This is a genomic window from Bradyrhizobium sp. CB3481 (assembly GCF_029714305.1).
Taxonomy (GTDB): domain Bacteria; phylum Pseudomonadota; class Alphaproteobacteria; order Rhizobiales; family Xanthobacteraceae; genus Bradyrhizobium.
On the sequence record NZ_CP121647.1, the window covers coordinates 4269778 to 4295224 of the forward strand.

The 25447-nt window shown below is 64.1% G+C and carries 23 protein-coding genes and 1 pseudogene; 10 read left to right on the top strand and 14 right to left on the bottom strand.

Features of this window, described 5'->3' with window-relative positions; translation table 11 throughout:
* The first annotated feature begins 1 nt into the window (after position 1).
* The 3 genes from QA643_RS20715 (at position 2) to QA643_RS20725 (ending at position 3283) form a co-directional block, all read left to right on the top strand.
* Complete coding sequence (locus tag QA643_RS20715) at positions 2-865, top strand: DUF1365 domain-containing protein (protein WP_283027760.1); 864 nt, start codon at positions 2-4, stop codon at positions 863-865.
* Between the two features lie 56 nt (positions 866-921).
* A complete protein-coding gene (locus QA643_RS20720) occupies positions 922-2151 on the top strand; it encodes a cyclopropane-fatty-acyl-phospholipid synthase family protein (RefSeq protein WP_283027761.1) in 1230 nt (409 codons plus the stop codon).
* A 91-nt stretch (positions 2152-2242) separates the two neighbouring features.
* A complete protein-coding gene (locus QA643_RS20725; RefSeq protein ID WP_283027762.1) occupies positions 2243-3283 on the top strand; it encodes a cysteine synthase A in 1041 nt (346 codons plus the stop codon).
* Positions 3284-3349: 66 nt separating this feature from the next.
* Here the strand turns inward: QA643_RS20725 and QA643_RS20730 are convergent, their stop codons facing one another.
* The 4 genes from QA643_RS20730 to QA643_RS20745 are packed head-to-tail and all read right to left on the bottom strand — an operon-like array spanning position 3350 to position 7858.
* On the bottom strand, positions 3350-4093 hold the full coding sequence (locus tag QA643_RS20730) for an amino acid ABC transporter ATP-binding protein (RefSeq protein WP_283027763.1): 744 nt from the start codon (positions 4091-4093) through the stop codon (positions 3350-3352).
* Between the two features lie 10 nt (positions 4094-4103).
* Positions 4104-5615, bottom strand: coding sequence for an amino acid ABC transporter permease (locus QA643_RS20735; RefSeq protein ID WP_283027764.1), 1512 nt, complete (start codon positions 5613-5615; stop codon positions 4104-4106).
* On the bottom strand, positions 5612-6817 hold the full coding sequence (locus tag QA643_RS20740) for an amino acid ABC transporter permease (RefSeq protein ID WP_283027765.1): 1206 nt from the start codon (positions 6815-6817) through the stop codon (positions 5612-5614). Before QA643_RS20740 ends, QA643_RS20735 begins: the two co-directional genes overlap by 4 nt.
* A 24-nt stretch (positions 6818-6841) precedes the next feature.
* Positions 6842-7858 carry an amino acid ABC transporter substrate-binding protein gene (locus tag QA643_RS20745; protein WP_283027766.1) on the bottom strand — a complete coding sequence of 339 codons (1017 nt, stop codon included), beginning with the start codon at positions 7856-7858 and terminating at the stop codon, positions 6842-6844.
* A gap of 342 nt (positions 7859-8200) precedes the next feature.
* On the opposite strand from QA643_RS20745, the gene metC reads away from it, so the two are divergent.
* A complete protein-coding gene (gene metC / locus QA643_RS20750; protein WP_283027767.1) occupies positions 8201-9394 on the top strand; it encodes a cystathionine beta-lyase in 1194 nt (397 codons plus the stop codon).
* A 133-nt stretch (positions 9395-9527) separates the two neighbouring features.
* On the opposite strand, the gene QA643_RS20755 is transcribed toward metC, so the two are convergent.
* From QA643_RS20755 to QA643_RS20780, 6 genes are read right to left on the bottom strand one after another with little or no spacing between them, the layout of a single operon-like run.
* On the bottom strand, positions 9528-10559 hold the full coding sequence (locus QA643_RS20755; RefSeq protein ID WP_283027768.1) for a 4-hydroxythreonine-4-phosphate dehydrogenase PdxA: 1032 nt from the start codon (positions 10557-10559) through the stop codon (positions 9528-9530).
* Positions 10556-12082 carry a tripartite tricarboxylate transporter permease gene (locus QA643_RS20760; RefSeq protein ID WP_283027769.1) on the bottom strand — a complete coding sequence of 509 codons (1527 nt, stop codon included), beginning with the start codon at positions 12080-12082 and terminating at the stop codon, positions 10556-10558. Before QA643_RS20760 ends, QA643_RS20755 begins: the two co-directional genes overlap by 4 nt.
* Positions 12083-12093: 11 nt before the next feature.
* On the bottom strand, positions 12094-12576 hold the full coding sequence (locus QA643_RS20765) for a tripartite tricarboxylate transporter TctB family protein (RefSeq protein WP_283027770.1): 483 nt from the start codon (positions 12574-12576) through the stop codon (positions 12094-12096).
* A 10-nt stretch (positions 12577-12586) separates the two neighbouring features.
* Positions 12587-13579 (bottom strand): tripartite tricarboxylate transporter substrate-binding protein, encoded by a 993-nt coding sequence (locus QA643_RS20770; protein WP_283027771.1) that lies wholly within the window; start codon positions 13577-13579, stop codon positions 12587-12589.
* A 59-nt stretch (positions 13580-13638) separates the two neighbouring features.
* Entirely contained in the window at positions 13639-14889 is a 1251-nt protein-coding gene (locus QA643_RS20775; protein WP_283027772.1) for a CoA transferase, read from the bottom strand.
* Positions 14890-14897: 8 nt separating this feature from the next.
* Positions 14898-15698, bottom strand: coding sequence for an enoyl-CoA hydratase/isomerase family protein (locus tag QA643_RS20780; protein ID WP_283027773.1), 801 nt, complete (start codon positions 15696-15698; stop codon positions 14898-14900).
* A 125-nt stretch (positions 15699-15823) separates the two neighbouring features.
* On the opposite strand from QA643_RS20780, the gene QA643_RS20785 reads away from it, so the two are divergent.
* The 5 genes from QA643_RS20785 to QA643_RS20805 all read left to right on the top strand — a co-directional run bounded on the left by QA643_RS20785 (position 15824) and on the right by QA643_RS20805 (position 21111).
* Positions 15824-16486 (top strand): GntR family transcriptional regulator, encoded by a 663-nt coding sequence (locus tag QA643_RS20785; protein WP_283027774.1) that lies wholly within the window; start codon positions 15824-15826, stop codon positions 16484-16486.
* A 282-nt stretch (positions 16487-16768) separates the two neighbouring features.
* Entirely contained in the window at positions 16769-17566 is a 798-nt protein-coding gene (gene cpaB / locus QA643_RS20790) for a Flp pilus assembly protein CpaB (protein WP_283027775.1), read from the top strand.
* A 17-nt stretch (positions 17567-17583) separates the two neighbouring features.
* The gene (locus QA643_RS20795; RefSeq protein WP_283027776.1) at positions 17584-19044 is read left to right on the top strand and encodes a type II and III secretion system protein family protein; all 1461 of its coding nucleotides are present in this window, start codon (positions 17584-17586) and stop codon (positions 19042-19044) included.
* A 40-nt stretch (positions 19045-19084) separates the two neighbouring features.
* On the top strand, positions 19085-19828 hold the full coding sequence (locus tag QA643_RS20800; RefSeq protein WP_283034869.1) for a CpaD family pilus assembly protein: 744 nt from the start codon (positions 19085-19087) through the stop codon (positions 19826-19828).
* Positions 19825-21111, top strand: a complete 1287-nt coding sequence (locus QA643_RS20805) for an AAA family ATPase (protein ID WP_283027777.1) — start codon at positions 19825-19827, stop codon at positions 21109-21111. Before QA643_RS20800 ends, QA643_RS20805 begins: the two co-directional genes overlap by 4 nt.
* A gap of 40 nt (positions 21112-21151) precedes the next feature.
* Here the strand turns inward: QA643_RS20805 and QA643_RS20810 are convergent, their stop codons facing one another.
* Positions 21152-21979: a tetratricopeptide repeat protein gene (locus QA643_RS20810; protein ID WP_283027778.1), complete on the bottom strand. Its 828-nt coding sequence runs from the start codon at positions 21977-21979 to the stop codon at positions 21152-21154.
* Positions 21980-22146: 167 nt separating this feature from the next.
* The gene (locus tag QA643_RS38680; RefSeq protein ID WP_349253210.1) at positions 22147-22395 is read right to left on the bottom strand and encodes a PilZ domain-containing protein; all 249 of its coding nucleotides are present in this window, start codon (positions 22393-22395) and stop codon (positions 22147-22149) included.
* 258 nt (positions 22396-22653) lie between these two features.
* On the opposite strand from QA643_RS38680, the pseudogene QA643_RS20820 reads away from it, so the two are divergent.
* Positions 22654-24340 (top strand): annotated as a pseudogene (locus QA643_RS20820) (Na/Pi cotransporter family protein).
* Here QA643_RS20820 and QA643_RS20825 read toward each other — a convergent pair.
* Together QA643_RS20825 and QA643_RS20830 are read right to left on the bottom strand one after the other, a co-directional pair.
* On the bottom strand, positions 24341-24679 hold the full coding sequence (locus QA643_RS20825; RefSeq protein ID WP_283027780.1) for a lipid-A-disaccharide synthase N-terminal domain-containing protein: 339 nt from the start codon (positions 24677-24679) through the stop codon (positions 24341-24343).
* On the bottom strand, positions 24679-25422 hold the full coding sequence (locus tag QA643_RS20830; RefSeq protein ID WP_283027781.1) for a glycosyltransferase family 2 protein: 744 nt from the start codon (positions 25420-25422) through the stop codon (positions 24679-24681). The genes QA643_RS20825 and QA643_RS20830 overlap by 1 nt, the downstream gene beginning before the upstream one ends.
* Positions 25423-25447 lie beyond the last annotated feature (25 nt).

Below are 25447 nucleotides of genomic sequence, written 5' to 3' on the forward strand. Positions count from 1 at the left end.
CATGCGCCCGCCGCCTCTTCTCTCAGGACCACCCGATGCGCCATCCGAGGCCGCTTCGCTCTACATCGGCGATGTCATGCATGCGCGGCTGAAGCCGGTCGGTCATCGCTTCAGCTATCGCGTCATGAGCCTCCTGATCGATCTGGACCGGCTGGCGGAAGCGGACCGGCAGTCGCCGCTGTTCGCCGTCAACCGCACCGCGCTCTACAGCTTTCATGAGGCCGACCATGGCCCGCGCGACGGATCGTCCTTGCTCGCTTACGCCCAGCGGCGCGCCGCCGATCGCGGCATCGACCTCACGGGCGGGCGAGTGCTGCTGCTCTGCTATCCCCGCCTGCTCGGCTACGCCTTCAATCCGCTCTCGGCCTATTTCTGCTACCGCGCCGATGGCGAGCTGGCATTGCTGATCTATGAAGTCCGCAACACCTTTGGCGAAATCCACTCCTATGTATTGCCGGTAACGCCAGGCGAGATCAGCGCTGCCGGTGTGCGCCAGCAGCAGGACAAGCTGTTCTACGTCTCCCCCTTCGTCGAGATGGCGGTGCGCTACCATTTCCGGATACGGCCACCGGGCGAGCGCGTGCTGCTGCGAATTCTGGAAACCGACCACAGCGGCCCCCTGCTCGCCGCAACCTTCAATGGCAATCGCCGCCCGCTTGACACCAAGGAGTTGTTGCACGCGTTTGTTGCGCTGCCGTTGGTTACCATGAAGGTCATGGCAGCGATCCACTTGGAAGCGCTGCGGCTATGGCTCAAGGGGGTCCGGCTGGTGCCGCGTCAGCGCGCCACGCTCGATACCACCTTGAGAACTGCTGATGGCAACGATTATACTTCGCCGGCGTTGTCCGCCCATGCCAAAGACTGAAGCAGGGCCGATCGGCCATGCGAAGTCCGGTTAATCCGACGTTCGATGGATCGCACATGTCCGAGTTGATTTCGGTCACATCGGAAACCGTAGACGCGACGTTTCCGGAATTGCCTCGCCTGGTCCGGCTGGCGCTGGGCTTCGGTTCAAGGCTGCAACATGGCACGCTCGACGTGACGCTGGCCGATGGCCGCACCGTACGGCTCGGCGGCAATGGGCCAGGTCCTGCCGCAGCGATGAAGATCTACGACTACGGCTTTGCCTCGCGCCTCTTGCGCGGCGGCGACATCGGGATTGCGGAAGCCTATCTGCGCGGTGAATGGGATACGCCTGATCTGACGCAATTCCTCTATCTGTTCTGCGTCAATCAGGACTGGATGCAGACGATGCTCACCGCGAAGCCGCTGACGCGCACGCTGCAATTCGTCAGGCATTGGCTGAACCGCAATACGCGGCGGCAGGCCCGTCGCAACATCTATGCGCATTACGACATCGGCAACGCCTTCTACTCGGCGTGGCTCGATCCCAGCATGACCTATTCCTCGGCCTTGTTCGAGGATGGCATGGCGGATCTCACCGCAGCCCAGCACAACAAATATCGGCGCCTCGCCGAAGCGATCGATCTGCGGCCGGGTCAGAAGCTGCTGGAAATCGGCTGCGGTTGGGGCGGCTTTGCCGAATACGCCGCCAAGACGTTTGGCGCCAAGGTCGTTGGACTGACCATCAGCAAGGAGCAGCGCGATTTTGCGCAGGCGCGCATCTTCAATGCCGGGCTCAGCGACAAGGTCGAGATCAAACTGCAGGACTATCGCGACGAGCGCGACCGCTACGACCGGATCGCGTCGATCGAGATGATCGAGGCGGTCGGCGAGCAGTTCTGGCCGAAATACTTTTCACAGTTGCGCGACCGCCTGCTGCCGGGGGGACTGGCCGGCATCCAGGCCATTACCATCCAGGACAGCCTGTTCCAGACCTATCGCCGCGAGGTCGATTTCATCCAGCGCTATGTATTTCCCGGCGGCATGCTGCCTTCGCCTGAGATCCTGAAAGCACTTGGCGAGCGCTTCGGCGTTCCCGTCATCCGCGAACGCATCTTTGGGCAAGATTATGCCAAGACGCTTGCGATCTGGCGAAGCAATTTCCGCGCAGCCTGGCCGAGGCTGATGCCATCAGGATTCGACGATCGCTTCCGGCGGCTGTGGGAATATTATCTGGCCTATTGTGAGGCAGGATTCCTGTCGGGAAATATCGATGTCCGCCAGGTGGTGTTTGCGAAACCGACCTGACTGCCCTGCCCGAACGCTTACTTGTGCGGCTGCCAGCGGTCCTTTAGGGTCGCCTAGGGATTAGGCAGAACAAACCGGCGATTTCAAAGACATGGCCTTCAACAAAGACGTCATCGAAGCGATCGGCAACACGCCCCTCATCAAGCTGAAGCGCGCATCGGAACTGACCGGCTGCACCATTCTCGGCAAGGCCGAATTCATGAATCCGGGCCAGTCGGTGAAGGATCGCGCCGGCAAATGGATGATCCTGGAAGCGGAGAAGCGCGGCGATCTCAAGCCCGGTGGGCTGGTGGTGGAATCGACCGCCGGCAACACCGGCATCGGTCTCGCCGTCGTCGCCAGCGCGCGCGGCTACCGGACCTTGATCCTGATTCCAGAAACCCAGAGCCAGGAAAAGAAGGACATGCTGCGGCTCTGCGGCGCCGAGCTCGTCGAAGTGCCGGCACTGCCCTATGCCAATCCGAACAACTACCAGCATGTCGGGCGACGGCTAGCGGCGCAGCTTCGCAAGACCGAGCCGAACGGCGTGCTGTTTGCCGACCAGTGGAACAACCTCGACAACGCGAAGGCGCATTACGAGTCCACCGGGCCGGAGATCTGGGAGCAGACCGGCGGCAAGATCGACGGCTTCATCTGCTCGGTCGGCACCGGCGGAACGCTCGCCGGCACCAGCCGCTATCTAAAGGAAAAGCACCCGGGCATCGTCAATGCCTGCGCCGATCCGCATGGGTTTGCGATGTACGAGCTGTTCAAGCACGGCAAGGCCAAGTCGACGCCGGGCGACTCCATCACCGAGGGTATCGGGCTCGGCCGCGTCACGCCCGTCGTCGAGACCGCAAAGGTCGACGACGCTTTCCTCATTTCGGACGAGGAAGCCGTAAACGTGATCTACGAGCTGGTCGAGCACGAGGGGCTGTGCCTCGGCGGTTCGACCGGCGTCAACGTCGCGGGGGCAATACGGCTCGCGAAGCAGCTCGGGCCTGGCAAGACCATCGTCACGATCCTCGCCGATTCCGGCGGCCGCTATCAGTCAAAACTGTTCAATCCGGAATTCATGCGCTCGAAGAACCTGCCGGTGCCGACCTGGCTGGAGAAGCGTACGCAGATCGACGTGCCGTTCGAGAAGGTTTAAGTGGCGAATAGCGAGTAGCGAATGGATTTCCCTATTCGCTATTCGCCACTCCCTATTCGCCCGAAGCTAGTGCCTTAAAATCTGGCTCAGGAACAGCTTGGTCCGCGCGTGCTGCGGGTTGGCGAAGAATTCCTGCGGCGTGTTCGACTCGATCACCTGGCCGGCATCCATGAACACGACGCGGTTGGCGACCTCGCGGGCAAATCCCATTTCGTGGGTGACCACCAGCATGGTCATGCCTTCCTTGGCGAGGTCGACCATGGTGTCGAGCACCTCCTTGACCATTTCGGGATCGAGCGCCGAGGTCGGCTCGTCGAACAGCATCACCTTCGGATTCATCGTCAGCGCGCGGGCGATCGCGACGCGCTGCTGCTGACCGCCTGACATCTGGCCCGGATATTTGTTGGCCTGATGCGGGATCTTGACCCGCTCCAGGAATTTCATCGCGGCCGCCTCGGCATCCTTTTTCGGGATGTTGCGCACCCAGATCGGCGCCAGCGTGCAGTTCTCCAGCACGGTCAGATGCGGGAACAGGTTGAAGCTCTGGAACACCATGCCGACCTCGCGCCGGACCTCGTCGACCCGTTTCAGGTTCGGGCCGAGCTCGATGCCCTCGACCACGATCTGGCCTTCCTGGAATTCCTCCAGCGCGTTGATGCAGCGGATCAGCGTCGACTTGCCCGAGCCCGAGGGGCCGCAGATCACGATGCGCTCGCCCTTCGCGACGTCGAGGTTGATGTCGCGCAGCACGTGAAAGTCGCCGTACCACTTGTTGAGCGCGTTGATGCCGACGATTGAATTTGCGGTCATGGCCATGTACTCAGTTGCGGCGATGGGCGTTCAGCCTGTTCTCGACGAACAGGGAGTAGCGCGACATGCCAAAGCAGAAGACGAAGTAGATGATTCCGGTAAAGGCGAAGCCGGTGAACAGCGTCGTCGGCGTCGACCAGACCGGATCGCTGAAGGAGGCCCGGAGCTGGCCGAGCAAATCGAACAGCGCGACGATCGAGACCAGCGAAGTATCCTTGAACAGCGCGATGAAGCTGTTGACGAGACCCGGAATGACGTGGCGCAGCGCCTGCGGCATCACGATCAGCGCCGTGGTCTTGGCCCAGGACAGGCCGAGCGCGCTCGCCGCCTCCGCCTGTCCGCGCGGGATCGCTGCGAGGCCGCCGCGGATCACCTCGGCCTGATAGGCGCCGGCAAACAGCGCGATGCCGATCAGGGCGCGCATCAGCCCGTCGATGGTGAAGCCGGTCGGAACGAACAGCGGCAGCATGTAGGTCGCGAAGAACAGCACGGTAATCAAGGGAACGCCGCGCCAGAACTCGATGAAGGCGATCGAGAAAATCCGGATCAGCGGGATGGTCGAGCGGCGGCCCAGCGCCAGCGCGATGCCGACCGGCATCGAGGCGACGATGCCGACGACCGACGCCACCAGCGTCACCAGCAGGCCGCCCCATAAGCGCGTATCCACTTCCGGAAGCCCGCCGCTGTCGAGTCCCATGATCGCAATGACGACGGCGATCCCGACGAAGATCGCAAGATTGGTGGCAAGCGCGCGCATGCTGCCAGTCAGCCAGAACAACAGCGCCGACACGATCGCGGCAGTCGCCCCGAGATCGGCCCAGACCGGACGGCCATAGCTCTGGATTTGCTCGCGGAGCCAGCTCAGCGGCCAAAGTATCCAGCTCACCACCGTACTGATCAGCACCAGGAGCTTGCCGATCACCCATAGCAGCGGACCGATGACGGCCGTCGCCTCGCCGGAGGCCACCAGCTTCCTGCCGCCCTCACCGATGCTGTCGTTGAAGCCCGAGAGCAGCCCGGCCGTCCAGCTCACACCGAAGCCGCCGAGGCCGCCGCCGCGCAACAGAAAGAACGCAACGACCGGCAATGCCACGAAGAACAATAAGGCGTTCAGGCCCTTAGCCGGCAGCCGCGGAATCAGCAGCGGAACCAAGAGGATCGTCGCGAGAGCGAAAGTGAGATTGACGCGCCAGCGTTCCGGCTCCGGATAGAAGCCGTAGATGAACTGCGAGAACTTGGCCTGAATGAAGGGCCAGCAGGCGCCGACCACGTCTGTCGGATTTTTCGGCAGGCACGCGGTGCGGTCCTTGCCGATCCAGACCGCGTCGATAAACGCGAACTTCACGGCCGGAACGACGATCACCCACAGCAGCAACAAGCTGACGATAGTGATCAGGATGTTGGTCGGCGAATTGAACAGGCGCGTGCGCAGAAAACCGATCGAGCCGGTGGTTTTCACCGGCGCCGGCCGTTCCGGCACCAGCTCCTGGCGGACAAAATTGGATGCGGTCGTATCGCTCATCCGCCCATGCTCCGGCTGATGCGCCATCCATAGAAGCTCATGATCGCGCTGGTGATCAGCGAGATCAGGAGATAGACGCCCATGGTGATGCCGATGATCTCAATCGCCTGCCCAGTTTGGCTCAGCGTCGTGCCGGCGAACACCGAGACCAGGTCGGGATAGCCGATCGCCACCGCCAGCGAGGAGTTCTTGGTCAGGTTGAGATACTGGTTGGTCAGCGGCGGGAGGATCACCCGCATCGCTTGCGGGATCACGATCAGCCGCAGCACCGAACCGCGCTGCAGACCGAGCGAGGAACCCGCCTCCATCTGGCCCTTGTGCACGGAGAGAATGCCGGCGCGAACGATTTCGGCGATGAAGGCCGCCGTGTAGGTCGACAGCGCCACCGTCAGCGCGACGAACTCCGGAATGAGGCGCGAGCCGCCGGCGAAGTTGAAGCCGCGGAGCACCGGCACCTCGAAGGTAACAGGCTTGCCGAAGATCAGTACGCTGAGCAGCGGCAAGCCTATGATCATGCCAAGCGCATAGGGCCAGACCTTGATCACCCTGCCGCTTTGGAAGAGCTGGCGACGCGCATATCGCCACAGCACGATCGTGGCGACAATCGCCACCAGCAGAGCGACGACGAACGGCTCGAAGCCGGGCTCGCCGATCGGCCGGGGAACGACGAGGCCGCGGTTGCTCAAGAAGACGGCGTCGAAGATCGAAACGCTCTGCCGCGGGTTGGGCAGCGCGGCGAGCACGGCCAGGTACCAGAACAGGATCTGGAACAACACCGGCAGGTTGCGGATCAGTTCGACATAGCCGCCCGAGATTCGCGCCAGCAGCCAGTTTGGCGACAGCCGGCCGAGCGCAACGAGGAATCCGATGATGGTGGCAAAGAAGATGCCGATCACCGACACTAGCAGCGTGTTGAGCAGGCCGACCACAAAGACGCGCGTATAGGGGTCGGAGCCCGAATAGGAAATCAGGCTCTGGCTGACGTCAAAGCCCGCATTGTTGGCAAGGAAGCCAAAGCCCGCGGTGATCCGCTGCGCCTGCAAATTGGCGCGGGCATTGGCGACGATCTCGTAGGAGATCCAGGCGAGCGCGCCGACGAACAGCAGCTGGAGCACGAAGCCGCTCCAGCCGGCACGCCCGCCGAGGGCCTTCTGCAGCCTCGGAAGCAGCTGCGACGGTGGTTTTCGGGGTTCGATGGCCATCGCCGCAGCCCCTCTCTTTGGCGCTTAGCGGATCGGCGGGGCGTACTGGATGCCGCCCTTGCTCCAGAGGTTGTTGAGGCCGCGGGCAATGCCGAGTTTGGAGCCGGAGCCGACGTTGCGCTCGAACGACTCGCCGTAATTGCCGACCGCCTTCACGATCCGTATCATCCAGTCCTTGGTCAGGCCAAGCTGTTCGCCCAGATTGCCGTCGGTGCCGACCGCGCGCTTGACCTCCGGCTTGTCGGACTTGGCCATCTCGTCGATGTTCTTCTGGGTCATGCCGAGCTCCTCGGCGCCAACCATCGCGTAGAGCGTCCACTTGACGACGTCGAACCACTGGTCGTCGCCGTGGCGGACCATCGGTCCGAGCGGTTCTTTCGAAATCACTTCGGGCAGCACGACGTGGTCGGCCGGGTTGGCGAGCTTCAGGCGTTCGGCATAGAGCTGAGAGACGTCCGAGGTGAAGACATCGCAACGGCCGGATTCATAGGCCTTGACGGTCTCGTCGGCGGTCGCGAACGCGATCACCTCGTACTTCATGTTGTTGCCCTTGAAGTAGTCGGCGAGGTTCTGCTCGGTCGTGGTGCCGGTCTGCACGCAGACCGAGGCGCTGTTCAGCTCCAGCGCCGAATTCACCTTCAGCGCCTTCTTCACTAGAAAGCCCTGGCCGTCATAATAGGTGACGCCGGTGAAGTTGGCGCCGAGTGAGGTATCGCGCGACAGCGTCCAGGTGGTGTTGCGGGACAGCACATCGATTTCGCCTGATTGCAGCGCGGTGAAGCGGTCCTTGGCCGACAGCGGCACGAACTTGATCTTGTTCGCGTCGTTGAAGATGGCGGCGGCGATCGCCCGACAGATGTCGACGTCGAGCCCGGTCCAGTTGCCCTTGTCATCCGGCGACGAGAAGCCCGGCAGGCCCTGGCTGACGCCGCAGGATAGCTGGCCGCGGTCCTTGACCGTCTTGAGGGTTTGCGCCGAGGCGGCCTGGGCCGAGAGAGCGGCGGCAGCGGCTAGGGTAACAACCAGAGATACGCGTTTCATGGGCTAGGCCTTTCAAGGGGTCGGGTCGTCCGGAGATCGTTTCTTAGGCAACGCTTGACGTTGCTGGGCCAACCCGCTGATCCCTCGCTGAAAAGCGTCGTCCCGACCGTGCATTTTGCGTGCCATTACGGTCAGGTGCTGGATCGGATATCGCGGCAGGCCCCTCAACTTGCAGCGATTGTTTAGTTGGCGCGCATCTCAGAACGACTAGCGTGCCGGGTCAAGGGGTTGACTGCCGACTTCTGTGTCTTGTTATTAACACACCGGCCCCAATCAGCCGCCTGTCGGTGTTTTCGCCATCAAGTTGCGGCTGCGGCATAACGTCTTGGATAATGCAAACGCATGAGCTTTTCGAACGACGGCGCATCGAACCCGCAAAAACCCGAAACCCGGCTGGTGACGGCCGGCCGTGACACCAAGGGGCAAAGGGGTTTTGTCAATCCGGCGGTCTACCACGGCTCGACCGTCCTCTACCCGACGGCCGAAGACCTGCATGCCCACCGCGCCGAATTCACCTACGGACGCCACGGCTCGCCGACCACGCGGGCGCTGCAGGACGTCCTGATGTCGCTGGAGGGCCCGCAATGCGCCGGCGTCGGCCTTGCGCCGTCCGGCCTCGCCGCCATCACCACTACCCTGCTCTCGGTACTGAAGGCCGGCGATCATCTGCTGGTAGCAGACAACGTCTACCGGCCCTCGCGCAATTTCTGCAACGGCATGCTGGAGCGCTACGGCGTCGAGGTGACCTATTTCGATCCGCTGATCGGCGCCGGAATCGAAAAGCTGTTCAAGCCCAACACAAGGGCGGTGCTGGTCGAGGCGCCCGGCTCGCAGTCGTTTGAGATGGCCGACATCCCTGCCATCGCCGAAGTCGCGCATGCAAAGGACGCGCTCGTCATCGACGACAACACCTGGGCAACGCCGCTGTTTCATCGCTCGCTCGACCAGGGCGTCGACATCAGCATGCAGGCCGCCACCAAATATATCGGCGGCCATTCCGACATCATGTTCGGCACGATCTCGGCGAACGCAAAAGCGTGGCCGCTGATTGCCGAAGGCATCCGCCTGCTCGGAGTGTGTGCCGGCCCCGACGACGTCTTCCTGGCGCTGCGCGGCACCCGCACGTTACAGGTGCGGCTCGCGCAGCATCACCGCTCGGGCCTCGAAATGGCGCGCTGGCTCGCCGCCCGCCCGGAAGTCCTTGATGTGCTGCATCCCGGGCTCGAGAGCCATCCCGGCCATGCGATCTGGAAGCGCGACTTCACCGGTGCCTCCGGCCTGTTCAGCATCGTGCTGAAGCCGGTGCCGCAAAAGGCGGTCGATGCCCTGCTCGACACGGTCAAGCTGTTTGGCATGGGTTTTTCGTGGGGCGGCTTCGAAAGCCTCGTCGTCCCGTTCGACTGCGACCCCTACCGCACCGCGACCAAATGGTCGCCGGGCGGGCCGACGCTGCGGCTCCATATCGGCCTGGAGAATGTCGAGGACCTCAAGGCCGACCTGGAGCGCGGCTTTGCGGCCTTGAAGGCGGCCGTATGAAGCCCGATCAGGTCCGGGCCTGATGCTTCGTTGACCGTCCAAAACAAAATATCGAAAACAACCCCATGCACAGTAGCCGGCAAACGGCCGGCATAGCGGGCGGTCTGATCTCATCGTACCCGAGGTGGGTACCTCAGGCCGCCCGATGTCCCAGCCTCGCGGTATCAGCCATCTCGGCCGCGAGCAGCAAGGCCGCGCGGCTGGCGCCGACCGAGGCGACGCCCTGGCCTGCGATGTCATAGGCGGTGCCGTGGGCCGGCGTGCAGATCGGAAACGGAAAGCCGCCCAGCATCGTCACGCCGCGATCAAAACCCATCAGCTTCATCGCGATCTGGCCCTGGTCGTGATACATCGTCAGCACCGCATCGAAGGCACCATTCCTGGCGCGCAGGAACACGGTGTCGGCCGGAAATGGCCCCTCCGCCGCAATGCCTTCGGCACGGCCGGCCTTGACGGCGGGCTCGATTACGTCGATCTCCTCGCGGCCGAAATTGCCGCCGTCGCCGGCATGCGGGTTCAGCCCAGCCACGGCGATCCGCGGCTCGGCAAAGCCCGCCCGCCGCATGCAGGCATCGGTCAGCTTCAGCGCGCGATGAATGCGCTCGACCGAGAGCCGCGAGGCCACGTCCTTGAGCGGGATGTGCGAGGTGACACGGGCATTCCACAGCCCCTCGAGCACGTTGAATTCGCTGGCCGGCGTTTTCAGGCCGGCGATCTCGGCGGAGAACGCAATCTCGTCGTCGTACTCGGCGCGCGCGAGCCGCATCGCCTTCTTGTTGAACGGCGTGAAGCAGACGGCATCGGCCAGCCCGTCACGCGCCAGCGTCAGCGCGCGCCGATAATTCTCTAGCGCGAACGCTCCGCCGGACTGGCTGGCGACACCCTGTGCGATTGTCGTGGGATCGAGATGGCCGAGGTCCATAAAGGCGGCATCACTGCCGATCGTTCGAGGGTCCGTCGATGGCGATACATTCGGTAGCTCGCTCTCGATGCCGGCCACCTGTGCGCCTTCATCGAACACGCGGCGGTCCCCGATCACGATCAGCCGTGCGCGCGAGCGGATTTCTTCGAGACAGGCGAGCTTCGCGGTCAATTCCGGACTGATGCCGGCGGGGTCGCCCATCGCCAGCGCGATCACCGGCTTGCCGGTTCTATCCAGGTTCATATGATCCTCACTTCTTCATGAGCGGCTTCGTGCGGTTTGCGCGAGAGACGCACGATCTGCAGGACGAGCGGAAGCAACAGCAGCGCCATTCCCGCCAGCACGAGGGTCGTGACCAGGGTGTTCGCAAAGAAGATCCCGAGCGATCCCTTGGACATCAGCATGGCCTGCCGGAACGCGTCCTCGGCCTTGTCGCCGATCACGATCGCCAGTACGAGAGGCGCCAGCGGATAGTGTAGCTTCTTGAAGAGATAGCCGACGAGGCCGAAGCCGAGCATCAGGACGATGTCGAGATAGGAGTTCGAGACCGAATAGGCGCCGACGACGCAGATGATGACGATCAGCGGTGCGATGACGGCGAATGGAATCCGCATCAAGGCGGCGAACACGGGAACGGTGAGCAGCACGAGCGCGACCGCGACGATGTTGCCGACATACATCGAGGCGATCAGTCCCCAGACGAAATCCTTCTGGTCGACAAACAGCATCGGCCCGGGATTCAGGCCCCAGATCATCAGCCCGCCCATCATCACCGCGGCCGTGGCGGAGCCGGGAATGCCGAGCGAAAGCATCGGGAGCAGCGCACTGGTGCCGGCGGCATGGTCGGCGGTCTCGGGCGCGACGATGCCCTCGGCCTCGCCGGTGCCGAACCGCGCGCCATTGCGCGAGAAGCGTTTTGCGATGCCATAGCTCATGAAGGAAGCCGCGGTCGGACCGCCCGGCGTAATGCCCATCCAGCAGCCGATGGCGGCGCTGCGCAACAACGCGACGCCATGGCTCGGCAGGCGGCGGAGCGCGCGGAACACTTCCTTCCAATCCACCCGCGACGAGACCGCGCGGGCGGAAAACTCCTCCTCGACCGCGATCAGGAGCTCACCGATGCCGAACAGCCCCATCACGGCCACGACGAAGCTGACGCCCTTCACGAGTTCGTCGATCCCCATGGTGAGCCGCACGCTGCCGGAGACCGTATCGATGCCGATCGCCGCAATCGCAAACCCGATCGCGAGCGCCACCACCGTCTTGATCGGCGCCGCGCCGCCCATGCCGACGAAACTGGCGAAGGCGAGGAAATAGACCGCAAAGTACTCCGGCGGCCCGAAGGCGAGTGCCACCTGGGCTACCCACGAGGCCAGAAACGTAATCAGGACTACGCCGATCAGCGCGCCGAACGCCGCCGAGCCGAAGGCGGTGGCGAGCGCCGTCGTCGGCCGGCCGTCGCGCGCCATCGGATAGCCGTCGAAGGTGGTGGCGACCGACGAGGGTTCACCGGGGATGTTAAACAGGATCGAGGTTACCGAACCGCCGAACAACGCGCCCCAATACATGCTCGAGAGCAGGATGATCGCCGATACCGGCTGCATGCCGAAAGTGAGTGGCAGCAGCAGCGACACCCCGTTGGGCGCCCCGAGGCCCGGCAGAACTCCGACGAGGATGCCGAGCAGGACGCCGACCACCATCAGCGTCAGATGCGGAATCGTGATCGCGATGGTGAAGCCGTGCAGCAGCGATTGAAGGTTTTCCATCGCCCGTCCCTTCAGAAACCGAATGCGGCGGCGAGCGCGCCGTGCGGCAGCGACACCTGGAACATGCGCTCGAACACGACGTAGAGCGCAAGCGGGGTCGCCGCGGCGATGACCAGCGCGCGCAACACCGTCTGCCGCCGGGGCAGCGCCAGCACCGCGAACACGTAACCCGCCGACGCGAGATACATCCCCAGCAAGGGAATGACGGCGACGAAAATCGCGGCTGGAACGAACAGCCCCGCGAGGCGGCGCAGTTCAGACGGCGTGACGGCTGTCCTGACAATGGCAAGCGTGCCGCGTCCGAGCGCGCCCTGGGCGACATTGTAGAGGCTGCCGAGCACGATGATGACGCCGGTCAGGAACGGAAAGGTGCCGGCGTCGACCCCGGCGCTCGACCAGCCGATGCCGTTGTCGAGGCTGGATATGACGACCACGGCGCCGAAGATTCCGGTCAGCGCCGCAGCGGCGATTTCGAGCGCGCGTCGGGATATCATCGCGAGGCCCCTATTTCACCAACCAGCCCTGTTCGCCCGCGACCTGCTTGATGTGTTCGAGATCTTGCTTGATGAAATCAGCGAACGCTGCGCCGGTCAGGAAAGTGTCAACCTGCGAGGTCTTCTCGATGTATTCCTTCCATTCGGGCGTGGCCTGCACCTTCTTCATGAGATCGACGTAGAATGCCGCCTGGTCGGGGGTGACCTTGCCGGGCAGCCACACCGTGCGGGGCTGCTCGTATTGCGAGATCGCAAGCCCCTGCTCGACGCAGGTCGGCACATCGCTCCACCCCTCAGTCGCCGTGATCTTCGGCCCCTGCGGCAACCGCTTCGGGCTGAAGGCGCAGAGCGGCCGCTGGGTGCTGCCGCGCCATTGCCCGAGGCTCTCGGAGGGATTGTTGACATGGGCGTCGATATGGCCGCCGGCCAGCTGCACGGCAGCCTCCGCGCCGCTCTTGAAGGGGATGTAGGTGAACTTGACCTTCCCCGCCTTCTCGATCATCCGCGTCAGCACCTCGTCGGTATCCTTGGACTGCGCGCCGCCCATCTTGAACTCGGAGCTCGCCGCCGCCTTGAGGAAGTCGCCGGCGGTCTTATAGGGCGCGTCCTGCTTCACCCACAGCAGAAACTCGTCCTGCGCCATCGCGGCGATCGGGGTGAGGTCGGTGTAGTTGAAGGCGACCTTGGAGACGAGCGGCTGCTGCCACGCGTTCGAGGTGCCGAAGATCACCTTGTAGGGATCGCCGGCGGAGGCCTTGCCGTAGACATAGCCTTCCGCGCCGCTGCCGCCGCCCTTGTTGACGACCACCACTGGCTGGTCGGTCAGCTTGTACTTGGTGATGATGCTCTGGACGGCGCGCGCGAGGTTGTCGGTGCCGCCGCCCGGCCCGGCGGTTGCGACGAACTCGATCGGTTTCTGCGGCTGCCAAGCAGCCTGGGCCGGAATCGCGCCCGCGAGCATGAACGCTGCCGCGGGCAGCAGAAGTTTCGACGTGATCCTCATGGTTTCCTCCGGGGTGTCATTATTGTTGTATTGTTGCCGTTCGTATTATCGTTTTCTCATCAGGCGACCTGCTCCTTGCGGCCGGCGGCGGCAACGATCGCGCCCTCCCGCTCGAAGGCGTCGATCTGCGCCTGATCGAAACCATGCTCGCGCAGCACCTCACGCGTGTGCTCGCCATAGATGGGCGCGCCCGAACGCACCTTGCCGGGCGTCGCCGAGAATTTGACGGGCAGACCGATCGTCTTGACCGGTCCGAGCGTCGAATGCTCGACCTCGACCACCATATCACGCGCCAGCGTCTGCGGATCGTTCAGCGCTTCCAGCATGTCGTGCACGGGGCCGCAGGGCACGCCCTTCTCGTCCAGCGCCGCCAGCCAATGCGCCCGCGTGTGCTTGCGGAAGCGCGCGCTCAACTCGGCTTCGAGCTCCTTCAGATTGGCCATGCGGTCGGAGCCGTTGACGAAGCGCGGGTCGGACGCCAGCTCCGGCGCGCCGAGCGCTTCGAGCATCAACAGCCAATGCTTCTTGTTGGCGCCGCCGACCACGAGCCAGCCATCGGATGCCTCGAACGCCTGATACGGCGCGTTGAGCGGATGGGCCGAGCCCATCGCGCGCGGCGCCACGTTGCTGGCGAGCGCAATCGTCGACTGCCAATAGGTCTGGACCAGCGCAGCTTCAAAGAGCGAGGTCTCCACCCACTGCCCCTCGCCGGTCTTCAGCCGGTGCGAGTAGGCGGCAAGAATGCCCATGCTGGCGAGGAGACCGGCCGTGATATCCGAGAGCGGCGGGCCGCATTTGACCGGCGGACCGTCGGGCCGCTCGCCGGTAAAACTCATGATCCCGCTCATCGCCTGCGCGACCAGATCGAAGCCGCGGCGATGCTTGTACGGACCGGTGCGGCCGAAACCGGACAGCGAGCAATAGATCAGCGCGGGAAAATCCCTGTGCAACTCCTCATAACCAAAGCCGAGCCGCTCCATCGCGCCCGGCGCAAAATTCTCGACCAGCACGTCGGCGTCCGCAATCAGGCGACGCAGCACCTCCTTGCCGCCGGCGGTCTTGAGGTCGAGCACGATGCCGCGCTTGTTGCGGTTCATCATGAGGAAGGAAGCTGCCTCGTCACCGATTGTCGGCGGCACCGAGTGGCGCGTGTCGTCGCCGTTCGGCCATTTCTCGATCTTGATGACGTCAGCGCCCATGTCGGCGAGCATCAGGGTGCAGGTCGGCCCCGCCATCACATGGGTGAGATCGATGACCTTGAGGCCGGCGAGCGGCCCCGAACGCGGTGTCGTGTGGTCTTGAAGGGACATGCGGACTCCTATTGGCCGCGCCATTGCGGCGCGCGCTTGGTGAGAAACGCGTCGAGCCCTTCACGGAAGTCCTGGCTGGTGTAGCACATCAGGATGAGGTCCTCGCCCTCCTCGCGCGATAGCCGTTTCTGTAAGCGCGCAACCGCCTGCTTGGTCGCACTCAGCGTCAGCGGCGCGTGGCCGGCAACGAGCCGCGCGACCTCGTCGGCGCGCTTGTCGAGCGCTGTGAGATCATCGACGACTTCGTTGAGCAGCCCAACCGAGGCCGCCTCCCCGGCGTCGATCAGCCGTGCCGTGAAGATCAGGTCCTTGACCCGTGCCGGGCCGATCAAGGTGGTGATGCGGCTGACATTCGACATCGACAGGCAATTGCCGAGCGTGCGCGCGATCGGAAATCCCATTCGCGTGCTCTTCGTGCCGATGCGCAGATCGCAGCAGGCTGCAACGCCCGCGCCGCCGCCGGTGCAAGCGCCATTGATCGCGGCGATGGTCGGCACCCGGCAGGTTTCGAGAATGCCGAGCACGCGATCGATCCGGTTCTCGTAGTCGAGCCCGTCTTGCGGCGTCTTGAAGGCCCGGAACTGGTTGATGTCGGTGCCTGCAGCAAACGCCTTGTCGCCGGCTCCGCGCAGCAGCAGCACCTTAATGGCGTGGTCGCGGTTGGCGCGCTCGCAGATCTCGGCCAGCCGCTCGTACATCTCGAACGTGAAGGCGTTGCGCGCCTGCGGGCGGTTGAAGGTGATGCGGCCGATGCCGTCATCGAGGGCAAACAGGAGGTCATCCTCCCGTACCGCTGTCTCCTGGTCCATCCCTAAACGACCCTTTCTTAATCGATTTTTACCAATTCTGAATGCAAAAATACATTTTATCAAGCTGGAACTGCCAAGATTTCGGTGATATAGCCATTTTTGCATTCAAACTGGATTTTCCGGCGATGCTGCATGAGGAAGTCGTAGGCCGCGTCCGCGCCATGCTGCTTGACGGCGAGATTCCGCCGGGTGCGCGGATCCCCGAGCGCGACCTCTGCGACAGGCTGCAGATCTCGCGCACCCCGCTGCGCGAAGCCCTCAAGGTGCTCGCCGCCGAGGGCCTGGTTCAACTGCTGCCGAACCGCGGCTCACGCGCGGCGAGGCTGACCGACAAGGACATGCGCGACCTGTTCGAGGTATGCCAGGGACTGGAAGCCCTGGCCGGCGAACTCGCCTGCGAGCGCATCACGGATTCCGAAATCGCCGAGGTCGCCGCCGCCCATGCCGCGATGGTGCGGCACTACGGCGAGCGCGACCTTCTGCAGTACTACCGCTGCAACCGCACCATCCATGAGGCGATCATTGCCGCCGCCGGCAACCCGGTGCTGTCAGGCCTCTATGAATCCGTCACTGCCCGCATTCGCCGCGCGCGCTACGTCACGCCGATGACGCCGCAGCGCTGGGCGCTCGCGGTGCAGGAGCACGAAGCCATCCTCAATGCACTGCAACGCCGCGACGGCGTCGGGCTGTCGCATATTCTTCGCGCGCATCTGCGCCATAAGCGCGACGAGGTCCTGGAGGCCGGCTTCGCAGAGAGTGAGCCGCAAGAGCAGGCGCGCGCGTCCTAGCAGCGGCGGGCCGACGCCCGGCATGGCTTCCAAAGCGCATCTTCAATTCTATTAACGACTTCAACCGCTAGCGCGCGCCATTGGCGGCTACCGGTGTTTTGCGGACAAGCCTCGCCTGATTGCTAACCACCCGTTCACCATGACGGTGAATCCCGCTTTCCGATCAACCAAAAACTTCACGCCTCAAGTTCCCTTATACCTTTGATGCCTAGTCATTCCTGTCGGGGGTGGCTGTGTTCGGTTGGGCATCCCTGCGTAAGCGTAAGAGTAGATCGTAAGCGTATGAACATCGCACGTATCGTCGTACTGATCATCGCGTTGGGTGCAGGCGGCGTTGCCGCTTACCTCGCCCGCGGTACCGAAGAAAACACCAAGCCGGCTGCCGAACCGGTCGCACAATTGCCGACGGTTGAAATTCTGGTCGCGAAGTCCGACGTCGGGCTCGGCCAGCTGCTCAAACCCGAAGACCTGCAATGGCAGACCTGGCCGGCCTCGGCCGCCGGCGCCAATCTGATCAACCGCGCCGGCAGGGCCGACGGCATCAAGGAAATCGCCGGCTCGATCGCGCGCTCGCCCTTCTTCGCGGGCGAGCCGATCCGCGAGCAGAAGCTGGTCAAAGCTACCGGCTCCGGCTTCATGGCCGCCATCCTGCCGACCGGGTCGCGTGCGCTCTCGACCGAGATCTCGCCTGAAAGCGGTGCCGGCGGCTTCATCCTGCCCAACGACCGCGTCGACGTCATTCTCTCCAAGCGCGAGAAGAATCCCGACGGCAAGGGGTCGGATGTCATCCAGTCCGAAATCATCCTCTCCAACATCCGCGTGCTCGCGATCGATCAGGCGCCGAAGGAAAAAGAGGGCAGCAACTCCCTCGTCGGCCGCACCGCGACGCTCGAATTGAAGCCCGAGCAGGCCGAAACGCTGGCACGCGCGCGCCAGAGCGGCACGCTGTCGCTCGCGCTGCGCAGCATCACCGATGCCAACGCGCCCGAAGGGCGCCCCGAGGAGCAAGTTCAAAGACGAAGCGAGAGCGTCAACGTAGTTCGCTACGGGGTCGCCAATCCAACGACGGCACAGAAGTGACCGAAAGGACGACTGAAATGAAGTTTGGGGAAAATAAGTCGGCCACGCAGAGTGCGGTGGGGCGCACCCTGTTGTTGTCGGCCGTTGCCGCGCTGGCGCTCGGCCCGCTGCTGCCTGTGGCCGCAGCCGAGACCGAGAAGGATCCGGTGACGACCTCCGCCCTCGGCCCGGTGAAGATGCGTTTCCTGTCGCTCGGCATCGGCAAGTCGATGGTGGTCGACCTGCCGCGTGACGTGAAGGATGTGCTGGTCGCCGATCCGAAGATCGCCAATGCCGTCATCCGCTCGCCGCAGCGCGCCTATATCATCGGCGGCGCCGTCGGCCAGACCAACGTGGTGTTTTTCGACGGCGACGGCCAGCAGATCGCTTCCTACGACATCGCCGTCAAACGCGACCTCAACGGGGTGCGGACCGCACTGCGGCAGTCGATGCCGGGAATCCAGATCGAGGGCGTCGGCGACAGCGTGCTGCTGACCGGCTCGGTATCGAGCCCTGTCGAAGCCCAGCAGGCCGGCGAGATCGCCGCGCGGCTGGTCGGCGGCGCCGACAAGGTCGTCAACTCGATCGTCGTTCGCGGCCGCGACCAGGTGATGCTGAAAGTTACTGTCGCGGAAGTCCGGCGCGATGTCATCAAGCAGCTGGGCATCGACCTGAGCGCCAGCCTGAATGTCGGCAACACCTCGGTGGTCTTCAACAACAACAATCCCTTCACCGCCAACAACGCTCCCCTGGTCCCCGGCAACGCCCTTATCGGACAGTTCGGCTCGGCGCCGTCAGTCAAGGCAACGCTTCGCGCGATGGAAACCGCAGGCGTCGTGAAGACCCTGGCCGAACCCAATCTCACGGCGATATCAGGCGAATCCGCAACGTTCATCTCCGGCGGTGAATTTCCCATTCCGACCGGTGTGACCTGCCAAACGACAACCGGCGGCGCCATCGGACAATGCGTCCAGACCGTCAGCTTCAAGAAATTCGGTATCTCGCTCAACTTCACGCCGGTGGTCCTGTCCGAGGGGCGGATCAGCCTACGGGTGATGACGGAAGTTTCTGAGGTCTCGACTGAAAACTCGCTGACCGGCGGTCAAGGTGGAACGACCATTCCCTCGATCAAGACGCGCCGCGCCGAGACGACGCTGGAAATCCCCTCCGGCGGCTCGATGGCGATGGCCGGCCTGATTCAGGAGCAGACCAAGCAAGCCGTCAACGGCCTGCCCGGCCTCGACCAGGTCCCGATCTTTGGCCAGCTGTTCCGCAGCCAGGACTTCGTCAACAACCAGACCGAACTGATGGTCCTGGTGACGCCCTATGTCGTGCGCGCGGCCGCGCAGAAGGAATTGTCGCGACCGGATGACGGCTTCGCGCCGGCGTCCGATTCCCAGTCCGCGCTGCTCGGCCGTATCAACCGCATCTACGGCGTCGCCGCCCGTGTCGATCCGGTCGCCGGCGTCCAGGGCAATTTCGGCTTCATCATTGACTGAAACGCAGCACTGTTCACCGCGTGGGGACGAGGACAGAATGATGACATCAAGAACACCGCTCCAACGGGTCAAGGCCGCGGGACTATTTGGCGCCCTGCTCGGCCTTGCGACGACGCTCGGCGCCTGCAACTGGCAATCCACGGAAGTCGTGACCACCGCGAGCGTACCGAATGATTACCGCCATCGTCATCCGATCGCGGTAACCGAAGCCGACCAGTCGATCACCGTGTTCGTCGGCCGTGGCCGCGGCGGCCTCTCCGGGCCGCAGCGCGCCGATGTTGCGGGTCTGGCCTACAACTGGATGCGTGAAGGCACCGGTGCCATCGTCGCCGAAGTCCCGATCGAAACGGCGAATGCGCGCGCGGCCGCAGCATCGTACCAGGAAATCCGGTCGGTGCTGATGGCCGGCGGCGTTCCCTCGCGCGCCATCACGCTGCGCCACTACCATCCCGACGACAGCAGGACCCTGCCGACGATCCGGCTGAGCTATCCGAAGATTGCCGCCGTCGCCGGCCCGTGTGGGCTGTGGCCGCAGGATCTCGGCCCGAACATCGACAACGCCGCCTACAATGAAAACCGCCCTTATCACAATTTCGGTTGCGCCACCCAGCGCAACCTCGCGGCGATGATCGACAACCCCGCGGATCTCGAGCAGCCGCGTTCCGAGACGCCGGCCTATACGCCGCGCCGAAGTACCGCCTTTGAGAAATACCGCAAGGGAACCTCCACCGCGACCAATTACCCCGAAGCCGACAAGGCCAAACTTAGCGATACAGGCAAATGATCAGCCGCGTTTTTCAAAACTCCGACGATCAACTGGACGACACGCCGGCGCAGCCCGAGGAATACATCTCGCCGGCGCCGCGCGTCTCGGTGCAGGCTTTTTGCGCCAGCGTCGCGGTCGCCGCCGCGGTGCGCGCGGCGAGCGAAGACCGCCGTCTGGGCAAGGCTCACCTCACTGCCCACATGGGCGGCATCACCGCCGCCATCGAGACCTATCACAAGGCCCCGACGCCCAACGTCATCCTGATCGAGAGCGACCCCGACAGCGATATTCTCGAAGGTCTCGATGAGCTCGCAACCGTCTGCGACGCGGGCACCCGTGTCGTCGTGATCGGTAACGCGAAGGACTTCACCCCCTATCGCGAGCTGGTGCGGCGCGGCGTCAGCGACTACATCACCGCACCGGTCGCGCCGATCGACGTGGTGCGCGCGATCTGCGGTCTCTACGCCGCCTCGGAAGAAGTGGCCGTGGGCCGCATCGTCGCCGTGGTCGGCGCCAAGGGCGGCGTCGGCGCCTCGACCGTCGCGCACAACGTGGCCTGGGCGATCGCGCGCGATCTGGCGCTCGATTCCGTCGTAATCGACCTCGACCTCGCCTTCGGCACCGCCGGGCTCGATTACAACCAGGACCCGGTTCAGGGCATCGCCAACGCCGTGTTCCAGCAGGAACGCCCCGACTCGGCCTTCATGGAGCGTCTGCTGGCGAAATGCTCCGACCGCCTCAATCTGCTGGCGGCTCCGGCAACGCTGGACCAGGTCTATGATTTCGGCGCCGATGCGTTCGATGCGATCTTCGACACGATGCGGATGACGACCCCGTGCATCGTGCTCGACGTTCCCCATCAATGGTCGGCATGGACCAAGCGCACGCTGGTCGGCGCCGACGACATTCTGATCGTCGCCGAGCCCGATCTGGCCAACATGCGCAACGCCAAGAACATGCTGAACGTGCTGAAGGCGGCGCGGCCCAACGACCGTCCGCCGCTCTACTGCCTCAACCAGGTCGGCATGCACAAGCGTCCCGAAATCTCGGTACGGGAATTCGCCAAGGCGATCGAGAGCCCGCCGATCGCGGCGATTCCGTTCGATTCGAAGATGTTCGGCACCGCCGCCAATAACGGCCAGATGATCGCGCAGATCTCGGCCAGGCATCGCACCACCCAGATGTTCCTGCAGATCGCGCAGCGGATGACGGGACACGCGGTGACCAAGCGGTCGCGGACCCCCTCGTTCCTGGCGCCGATCATCAAGAAGCTGCAGGGCACCACGGCCCGTCGGGCGTGAACAAGGCCGTCAGCCCGCCGGCGGCCGGCTGACGCCCTAACTAATCGGAACGCCCGGCCGCGGCGATCGGCATCTTGCCGGCTTCGGCGCGGGCGTTTTCGTTGTCCTTGCGCGCCAGCATCCGCTTCAATTGTGTGACATTCGCCGCGGCCTCGGCGGGCGGAAGGTCGGCCTTGGCGATCTTCTCCGCCTCGGCAAAGTTGCCCCGCAGGCCAACCACCAGCGCGAGGTTGGCGCGCACGCGCGCGTCGCTGCCCGCAAGGCTGTGGGCGCGGCGCAGCGTCTCCTCCGCCTTGGCCAGCTCCTTCGAAAGTGCGTAGGACAGCCCGAGGTTGGACAGCACCGCGGGCTGGTCGGGCGCGATCTTGAGCGCACTGGCATAATATTGCCGCGCCTCCTCGTACCGGCCGAGCTGATCCAGCGTCGCGCCCTGCGCCGAGAGCAGCCGCCAGTCGGGATCGTCGGGGCTGTGGGCGCGGCCGAGCACGTCGAAGGCCTGCTGGAAATTGCCGTTGTCCGCCAGTGCGCGGCCGTAGGCGGCGAGCAGGAGCCGATTGCCTGGATGGGCGATGGTGGCCTGTTCGAGCACCGCAACCGCCTGCGAGCGCTGGCCGGTCGCGCGCAGCGCCTTGCCGTATCGCAGCGCCGCGTCCGCATCCTTCGGATTGGCGCGATACTGCTCCTGATAAGCTTCGATGTCGCGGCGCGGATCGCCGGTGCGGCTGACCTCGGCCTTCTCGTCGATCGAACCGGTGATATCGGACAGTCCCGAGCTCGTGCAGCTACCAAGCCCCAGCCCCAGCATCAGGACAGACGTGCACGCAAGTAGCCGCGCGGTGCGGGACGGATAGGACAACTTCTGGAACATGTAGCTGGACTCACGGCGGCAACTGTCCAGCAGTGTTCTCAGCTTAACCCTAAGTTCAGGTTAAACTTGTTCCCTTTTGCGGTAATGGATGACCTTCGTCGGCGGCTTCCCGGCCGCTGGGCGCTTGCGCCCTCGGCCAGTGGGCCATCGGCGCCTCGCAAAGCGCTCTAGTCGAGGAATTGCGCGCCGAGCTCACAGCCGATTCGCCAGGCCAACCGGCACTGGCGGGGCCTGCCCTCGGTGAAGATCACCGTGAATTCGGACGGGATTTCCGGATATTCGGCGATGATCTTTACGCCGCCGTCCGACATGTCCGTGATCATGCAGTCGCGTGGCAATCCGCCGGTCGCGAACTGTATTTTCGCAAAATTTCTACACGCACGTCGTACGCTTGCGCGGCGGTTCGCTGCCAACATGTCCGTCCCTGCCCCTGCTCGATGGGATTCACTCGAAGGTGGATCAGCTTTACCGAACAATCCTTGGAATTGGCCTAGCGCGACGGCTCGCAATGTAACTGATGGATTCGAATTCCGTTTACCGAATCCGGAGCGCCGAGGCGGCCAAACGGCGGAGCGGGCCGCCACCCCGCAATTTTTCGGCAAATTAAAGGGTTGATCCCCCCTCGTTAGGCGATAGCCTGACCCCTCGACTCGATTTGGCGGAAACGAAAACGCATGGGAAGTCTGGTTCTTCTCGATCTGATGGGCGGCGTTGCGCTGCTGCTGTGGGGCCTGCACATGGTCCACAGCGGGATCCTGCGCGCGTTCGGGCCGAACCTGCGCCTGTTGCTGGCAAAGGCCCTGAGCAACCGCTTCACCGCCTTCGGCGCCGGCCTCGGCCTGACCGCGCTGCTCCAGAGCAGCACCGCCACTGCGCTGATCACGAGCTCGTTTACGTCCGAAGGGATCGTCAGCCTGGTCCCTGCGCTTGCCATCATGCTCGGCGCCAATGTCGGCACCACGCTGATCGTGCAGATCCTGTCATTCAACATCGCTGCCGTCGCGCCCGTGCTGTTCATCATCGGCCTGGTCGCCTTCCGCTCAGGGCCCCGCTCGCGCGTCAAGGACATCGGCCGCGTCTTCATCGGGCTCGGCCTGATGCTGCTGGCGCTGCACATCTTGCTCAACACGCTGGCGCCGGCGGAGAACGCCCCGGGCGTGCGCGTGTTCATGAACGCCATTACAGGCGATCCCGTGCTCTGCATCCTGTTTGCCGCAATTGACCTGGCTGGTGCATTCCAGCGTCGCCAGCGTGCTGCTGGTGATGTCGCTGGCCTATGCGCATTTCGTCACGCCCTACGCGGCGCTGGCGCTCGTGCTCGGCGCCAATCTCGGCAGCGCGATCAATCCGCTCGTCGAAGGCGCGCGCCGCGACAACCCGGCGAGCTATCGCCTGCCGCTGGGCAACCTCATCAACCGCCTGGCCGGCATCCTGGTGGTGGCGCCGTTCCTGCAGCCGATCGCCGATCTACTGACCGCGTGGCAGCCGGACGCCGCTAAGGCGACCGCCCTGTTCCACATCGCCTTCAACGTCGCGACGGCCCTGGTCTTCATCGGCCTGCTCGACGGCATGGCGCGGCTGTTGCAGAGGCTGCTGCCCGAACGCGTCAAGGAAGCCGATGCGCTGGGGCCGCGCTATCTCGACGAGAGCGCCCTGGAGACACCCTCGCTCGCTTTGGCGGACGCCGCCCGCGAGACGCTGCACATGGGCGATCACGTCGAAATCATGCTGCGCAAGGTGATGGCGGCGATGATGACCAACGACCGGGCGCTGGTCGACCAGGTCTCGGAGATGGACAACCGCGTCGACAGCCTAGACGAGGCGATCAAGCTCTATGTCACAAAACTCACCCGCGGCAGCCTCGACGAGCGCGAGGGGCAGCGGGCGATGGAGATCGTCTCCTTCGCGATCAACCTCGAGCATATCGGCGACATCATCGACAAGAATTTGAGCGAGCTCGCCACCAAGAAGATCAAGCGTCGCTTCCAGTTCTCGGCCGAGGGCGCCGAGGAGCTTTTTGCCTTCCACAAGCGCACAATGGATTCGCTGCGGATCGCATTCGGCGTCTTCATGTCCGGCGACGTCAATGAAGCGCGCAAGCTGCTCGCCGAAAAGACTGCGCTGCGCACCGCCGAGATCGCCGCCACCGAGCGGCATCTCGACCGCCTGCGCGAGGGGCGGCCCGAAACCATCGAGACCACCTCGCTGCATCTCGACGTGCTGCGCGACCTCCGGCGCATCCACTCGCATATCTGCTCGGTAGCCTATCCGGTGCTGGATGCCGCGGGGGAGCTGGCCGCCTACCGCAGGACCGAAACCGATTTGCCGGCGCTGCCGACGCCGGTGCCCGGCCGCCCCTGATCAGCGGTCCAGCGTCTTCGAGCCGCTGCCGCGGTTCTTCACGATCAGCATGATGTTTCTGATGTAGATGATGGTGGCCAGCGACTGGCCGAGGATGATCACCGGCTCGCGCTTGGCGATGCCGTAGATCAGCGTCATTACCCCGCCGCCCATCGAGAAGAACCAGAACGCCATCGGCACCACGCTCTGCCCGACGCGTTCGCTGGTGATCCACTGCACCAGGAAGCGCGCGGTGAAGAACAATTGCGCGATCAGTCCGAACGCCAGCCAGAAATCGAACTTGGCGACGAAGACGTCGTAGAGATAGTCGCCGAGCGCCTGCCCGTATTGGATCAGCATCAGGAAACCTCGGTCGCAACGGGGGTCGGCTTCTTGCGGCGGATCAGCCACCATACGCCGGCGAGATCCATGATCCCGATCCATAGCCGGTCGAAGAAGCCGTAATTGGACACGCCGGACCGACGCGGACGATCGATCACGTCGACATAGGCGATCTCGAAACCTTCGCGGCGCACCAGCGCCGGCAGGAAGCGATGCAGGCCGTCGAAATAAGGCATCGACAGGAATACATCGCGCGGGAACGCCTTCAGCCCGCAGCCGGTGTCGCGGGTGCCGTCCTTCAGGATCGCCTTGCGCACGCCGTTGGCGATCTTCGACTGCAGCTTCTTGAAACCGGTATCCTTGCGCCCGACCCGCTGGCCCGCTGCAAGCCCGATACGGCCGGCGCCCTTCTCGACCGCCGCGATCAGGTCCGGCAGGAATATCGGGTTGTTCTGGCCGTCACCGTCCAGCGTCGCGACGATGGCGCCGCGCGCCGCCCGCACGCCGCTGCGCACCGCCGCCGACTGCCCCGAAGAGGCGGCATGTTTCAGCTGCCGGAGCTGGCGGTGCTGCTTCATCAGCTCGGCTAGCCGCGAGGCGGTCGCATCCGTCGAGCCGTCATTGACATAGATGATCTCGTAGTTCCAGCGGCCGCCGAGCGCAGCGATGATTTCCGCAATCAGCGGGGCGACGTTTTCCGCTTCGTTACGCACCGGCACAACGATGGAAACGGCGACCGAATCTCTGTCGGCAGAAGTCAAATCGGCACTCGTCTGGTTGGTAAGA

Bases quoted from the DNA above. Each gene is read 5' to 3' on its own strand.
- QA643_RS20715 (WP_283027760.1), top strand. From the start codon at position 2: ATGCGCCCGCCGCCTCTTCTCTCAGGACCACCCGATGCGCCATCCGAG.
- QA643_RS20720 (WP_283027761.1), top strand. From the start codon at position 922: ATGTCCGAGTTGATTTCGGTCACATCGGAAACCGTAGACGCGACGTTT.
- QA643_RS20725 (WP_283027762.1), top strand. From the start codon at position 2,243: ATGGCCTTCAACAAAGACGTCATCGAAGCGATCGGCAACACGCCCCTC.
- QA643_RS20730 (WP_283027763.1), bottom strand. From the start codon at position 4,093: ATGACCGCAAATTCAATCGTCGGCATCAACGCGCTCAACAAGTGGTAC.
- QA643_RS20735 (WP_283027764.1), bottom strand. From the start codon at position 5,615: ATGAGCGATACGACCGCATCCAATTTTGTCCGCCAGGAGCTGGTGCCG.
- QA643_RS20740 (WP_283027765.1), bottom strand. From the start codon at position 6,817: ATGGCCATCGAACCCCGAAAACCACCGTCGCAGCTGCTTCCGAGGCTG.
- QA643_RS20745 (WP_283027766.1), bottom strand. From the start codon at position 7,858: ATGAAACGCGTATCTCTGGTTGTTACCCTAGCCGCTGCCGCCGCTCTC.
- metC (WP_283027767.1), top strand. From the start codon at position 8,201: ATGAGCTTTTCGAACGACGGCGCATCGAACCCGCAAAAACCCGAAACC.
- QA643_RS20755 (WP_283027768.1), bottom strand. From the start codon at position 10,559: ATGAACCTGGATAGAACCGGCAAGCCGGTGATCGCGCTGGCGATGGGC.
- QA643_RS20760 (WP_283027769.1), bottom strand. From the start codon at position 12,082: ATGGAAAACCTTCAATCGCTGCTGCACGGCTTCACCATCGCGATCACG.
- QA643_RS20765 (WP_283027770.1), bottom strand. From the start codon at position 12,576: ATGATATCCCGACGCGCGCTCGAAATCGCCGCTGCGGCGCTGACCGGA.
- QA643_RS20770 (WP_283027771.1), bottom strand. From the start codon at position 13,579: ATGAGGATCACGTCGAAACTTCTGCTGCCCGCGGCAGCGTTCATGCTC.
- QA643_RS20775 (WP_283027772.1), bottom strand. From the start codon at position 14,889: ATGTCCCTTCAAGACCACACGACACCGCGTTCGGGGCCGCTCGCCGGC.
- QA643_RS20780 (WP_283027773.1), bottom strand. From the start codon at position 15,698: ATGGACCAGGAGACAGCGGTACGGGAGGATGACCTCCTGTTTGCCCTC.
- QA643_RS20785 (WP_283027774.1), top strand. From the start codon at position 15,824: ATGCTGCATGAGGAAGTCGTAGGCCGCGTCCGCGCCATGCTGCTTGAC.
- cpaB (WP_283027775.1), top strand. From the start codon at position 16,769: ATGAACATCGCACGTATCGTCGTACTGATCATCGCGTTGGGTGCAGGC.
- QA643_RS20795 (WP_283027776.1), top strand. From the start codon at position 17,584: ATGAAGTTTGGGGAAAATAAGTCGGCCACGCAGAGTGCGGTGGGGCGC.
- QA643_RS20800 (WP_283034869.1), top strand. From the start codon at position 19,085: ATGACATCAAGAACACCGCTCCAACGGGTCAAGGCCGCGGGACTATTT.
- QA643_RS20805 (WP_283027777.1), top strand. From the start codon at position 19,825: ATGATCAGCCGCGTTTTTCAAAACTCCGACGATCAACTGGACGACACG.
- QA643_RS20810 (WP_283027778.1), bottom strand. From the start codon at position 21,979: ATGTTCCAGAAGTTGTCCTATCCGTCCCGCACCGCGCGGCTACTTGCG.
- QA643_RS38680 (WP_349253210.1), bottom strand. From the start codon at position 22,395: ATGTTGGCAGCGAACCGCCGCGCAAGCGTACGACGTGCGTGTAGAAAT.
- QA643_RS20825 (WP_283027780.1), bottom strand. From the start codon at position 24,679: ATGCTGATCCAATACGGGCAGGCGCTCGGCGACTATCTCTACGACGTC.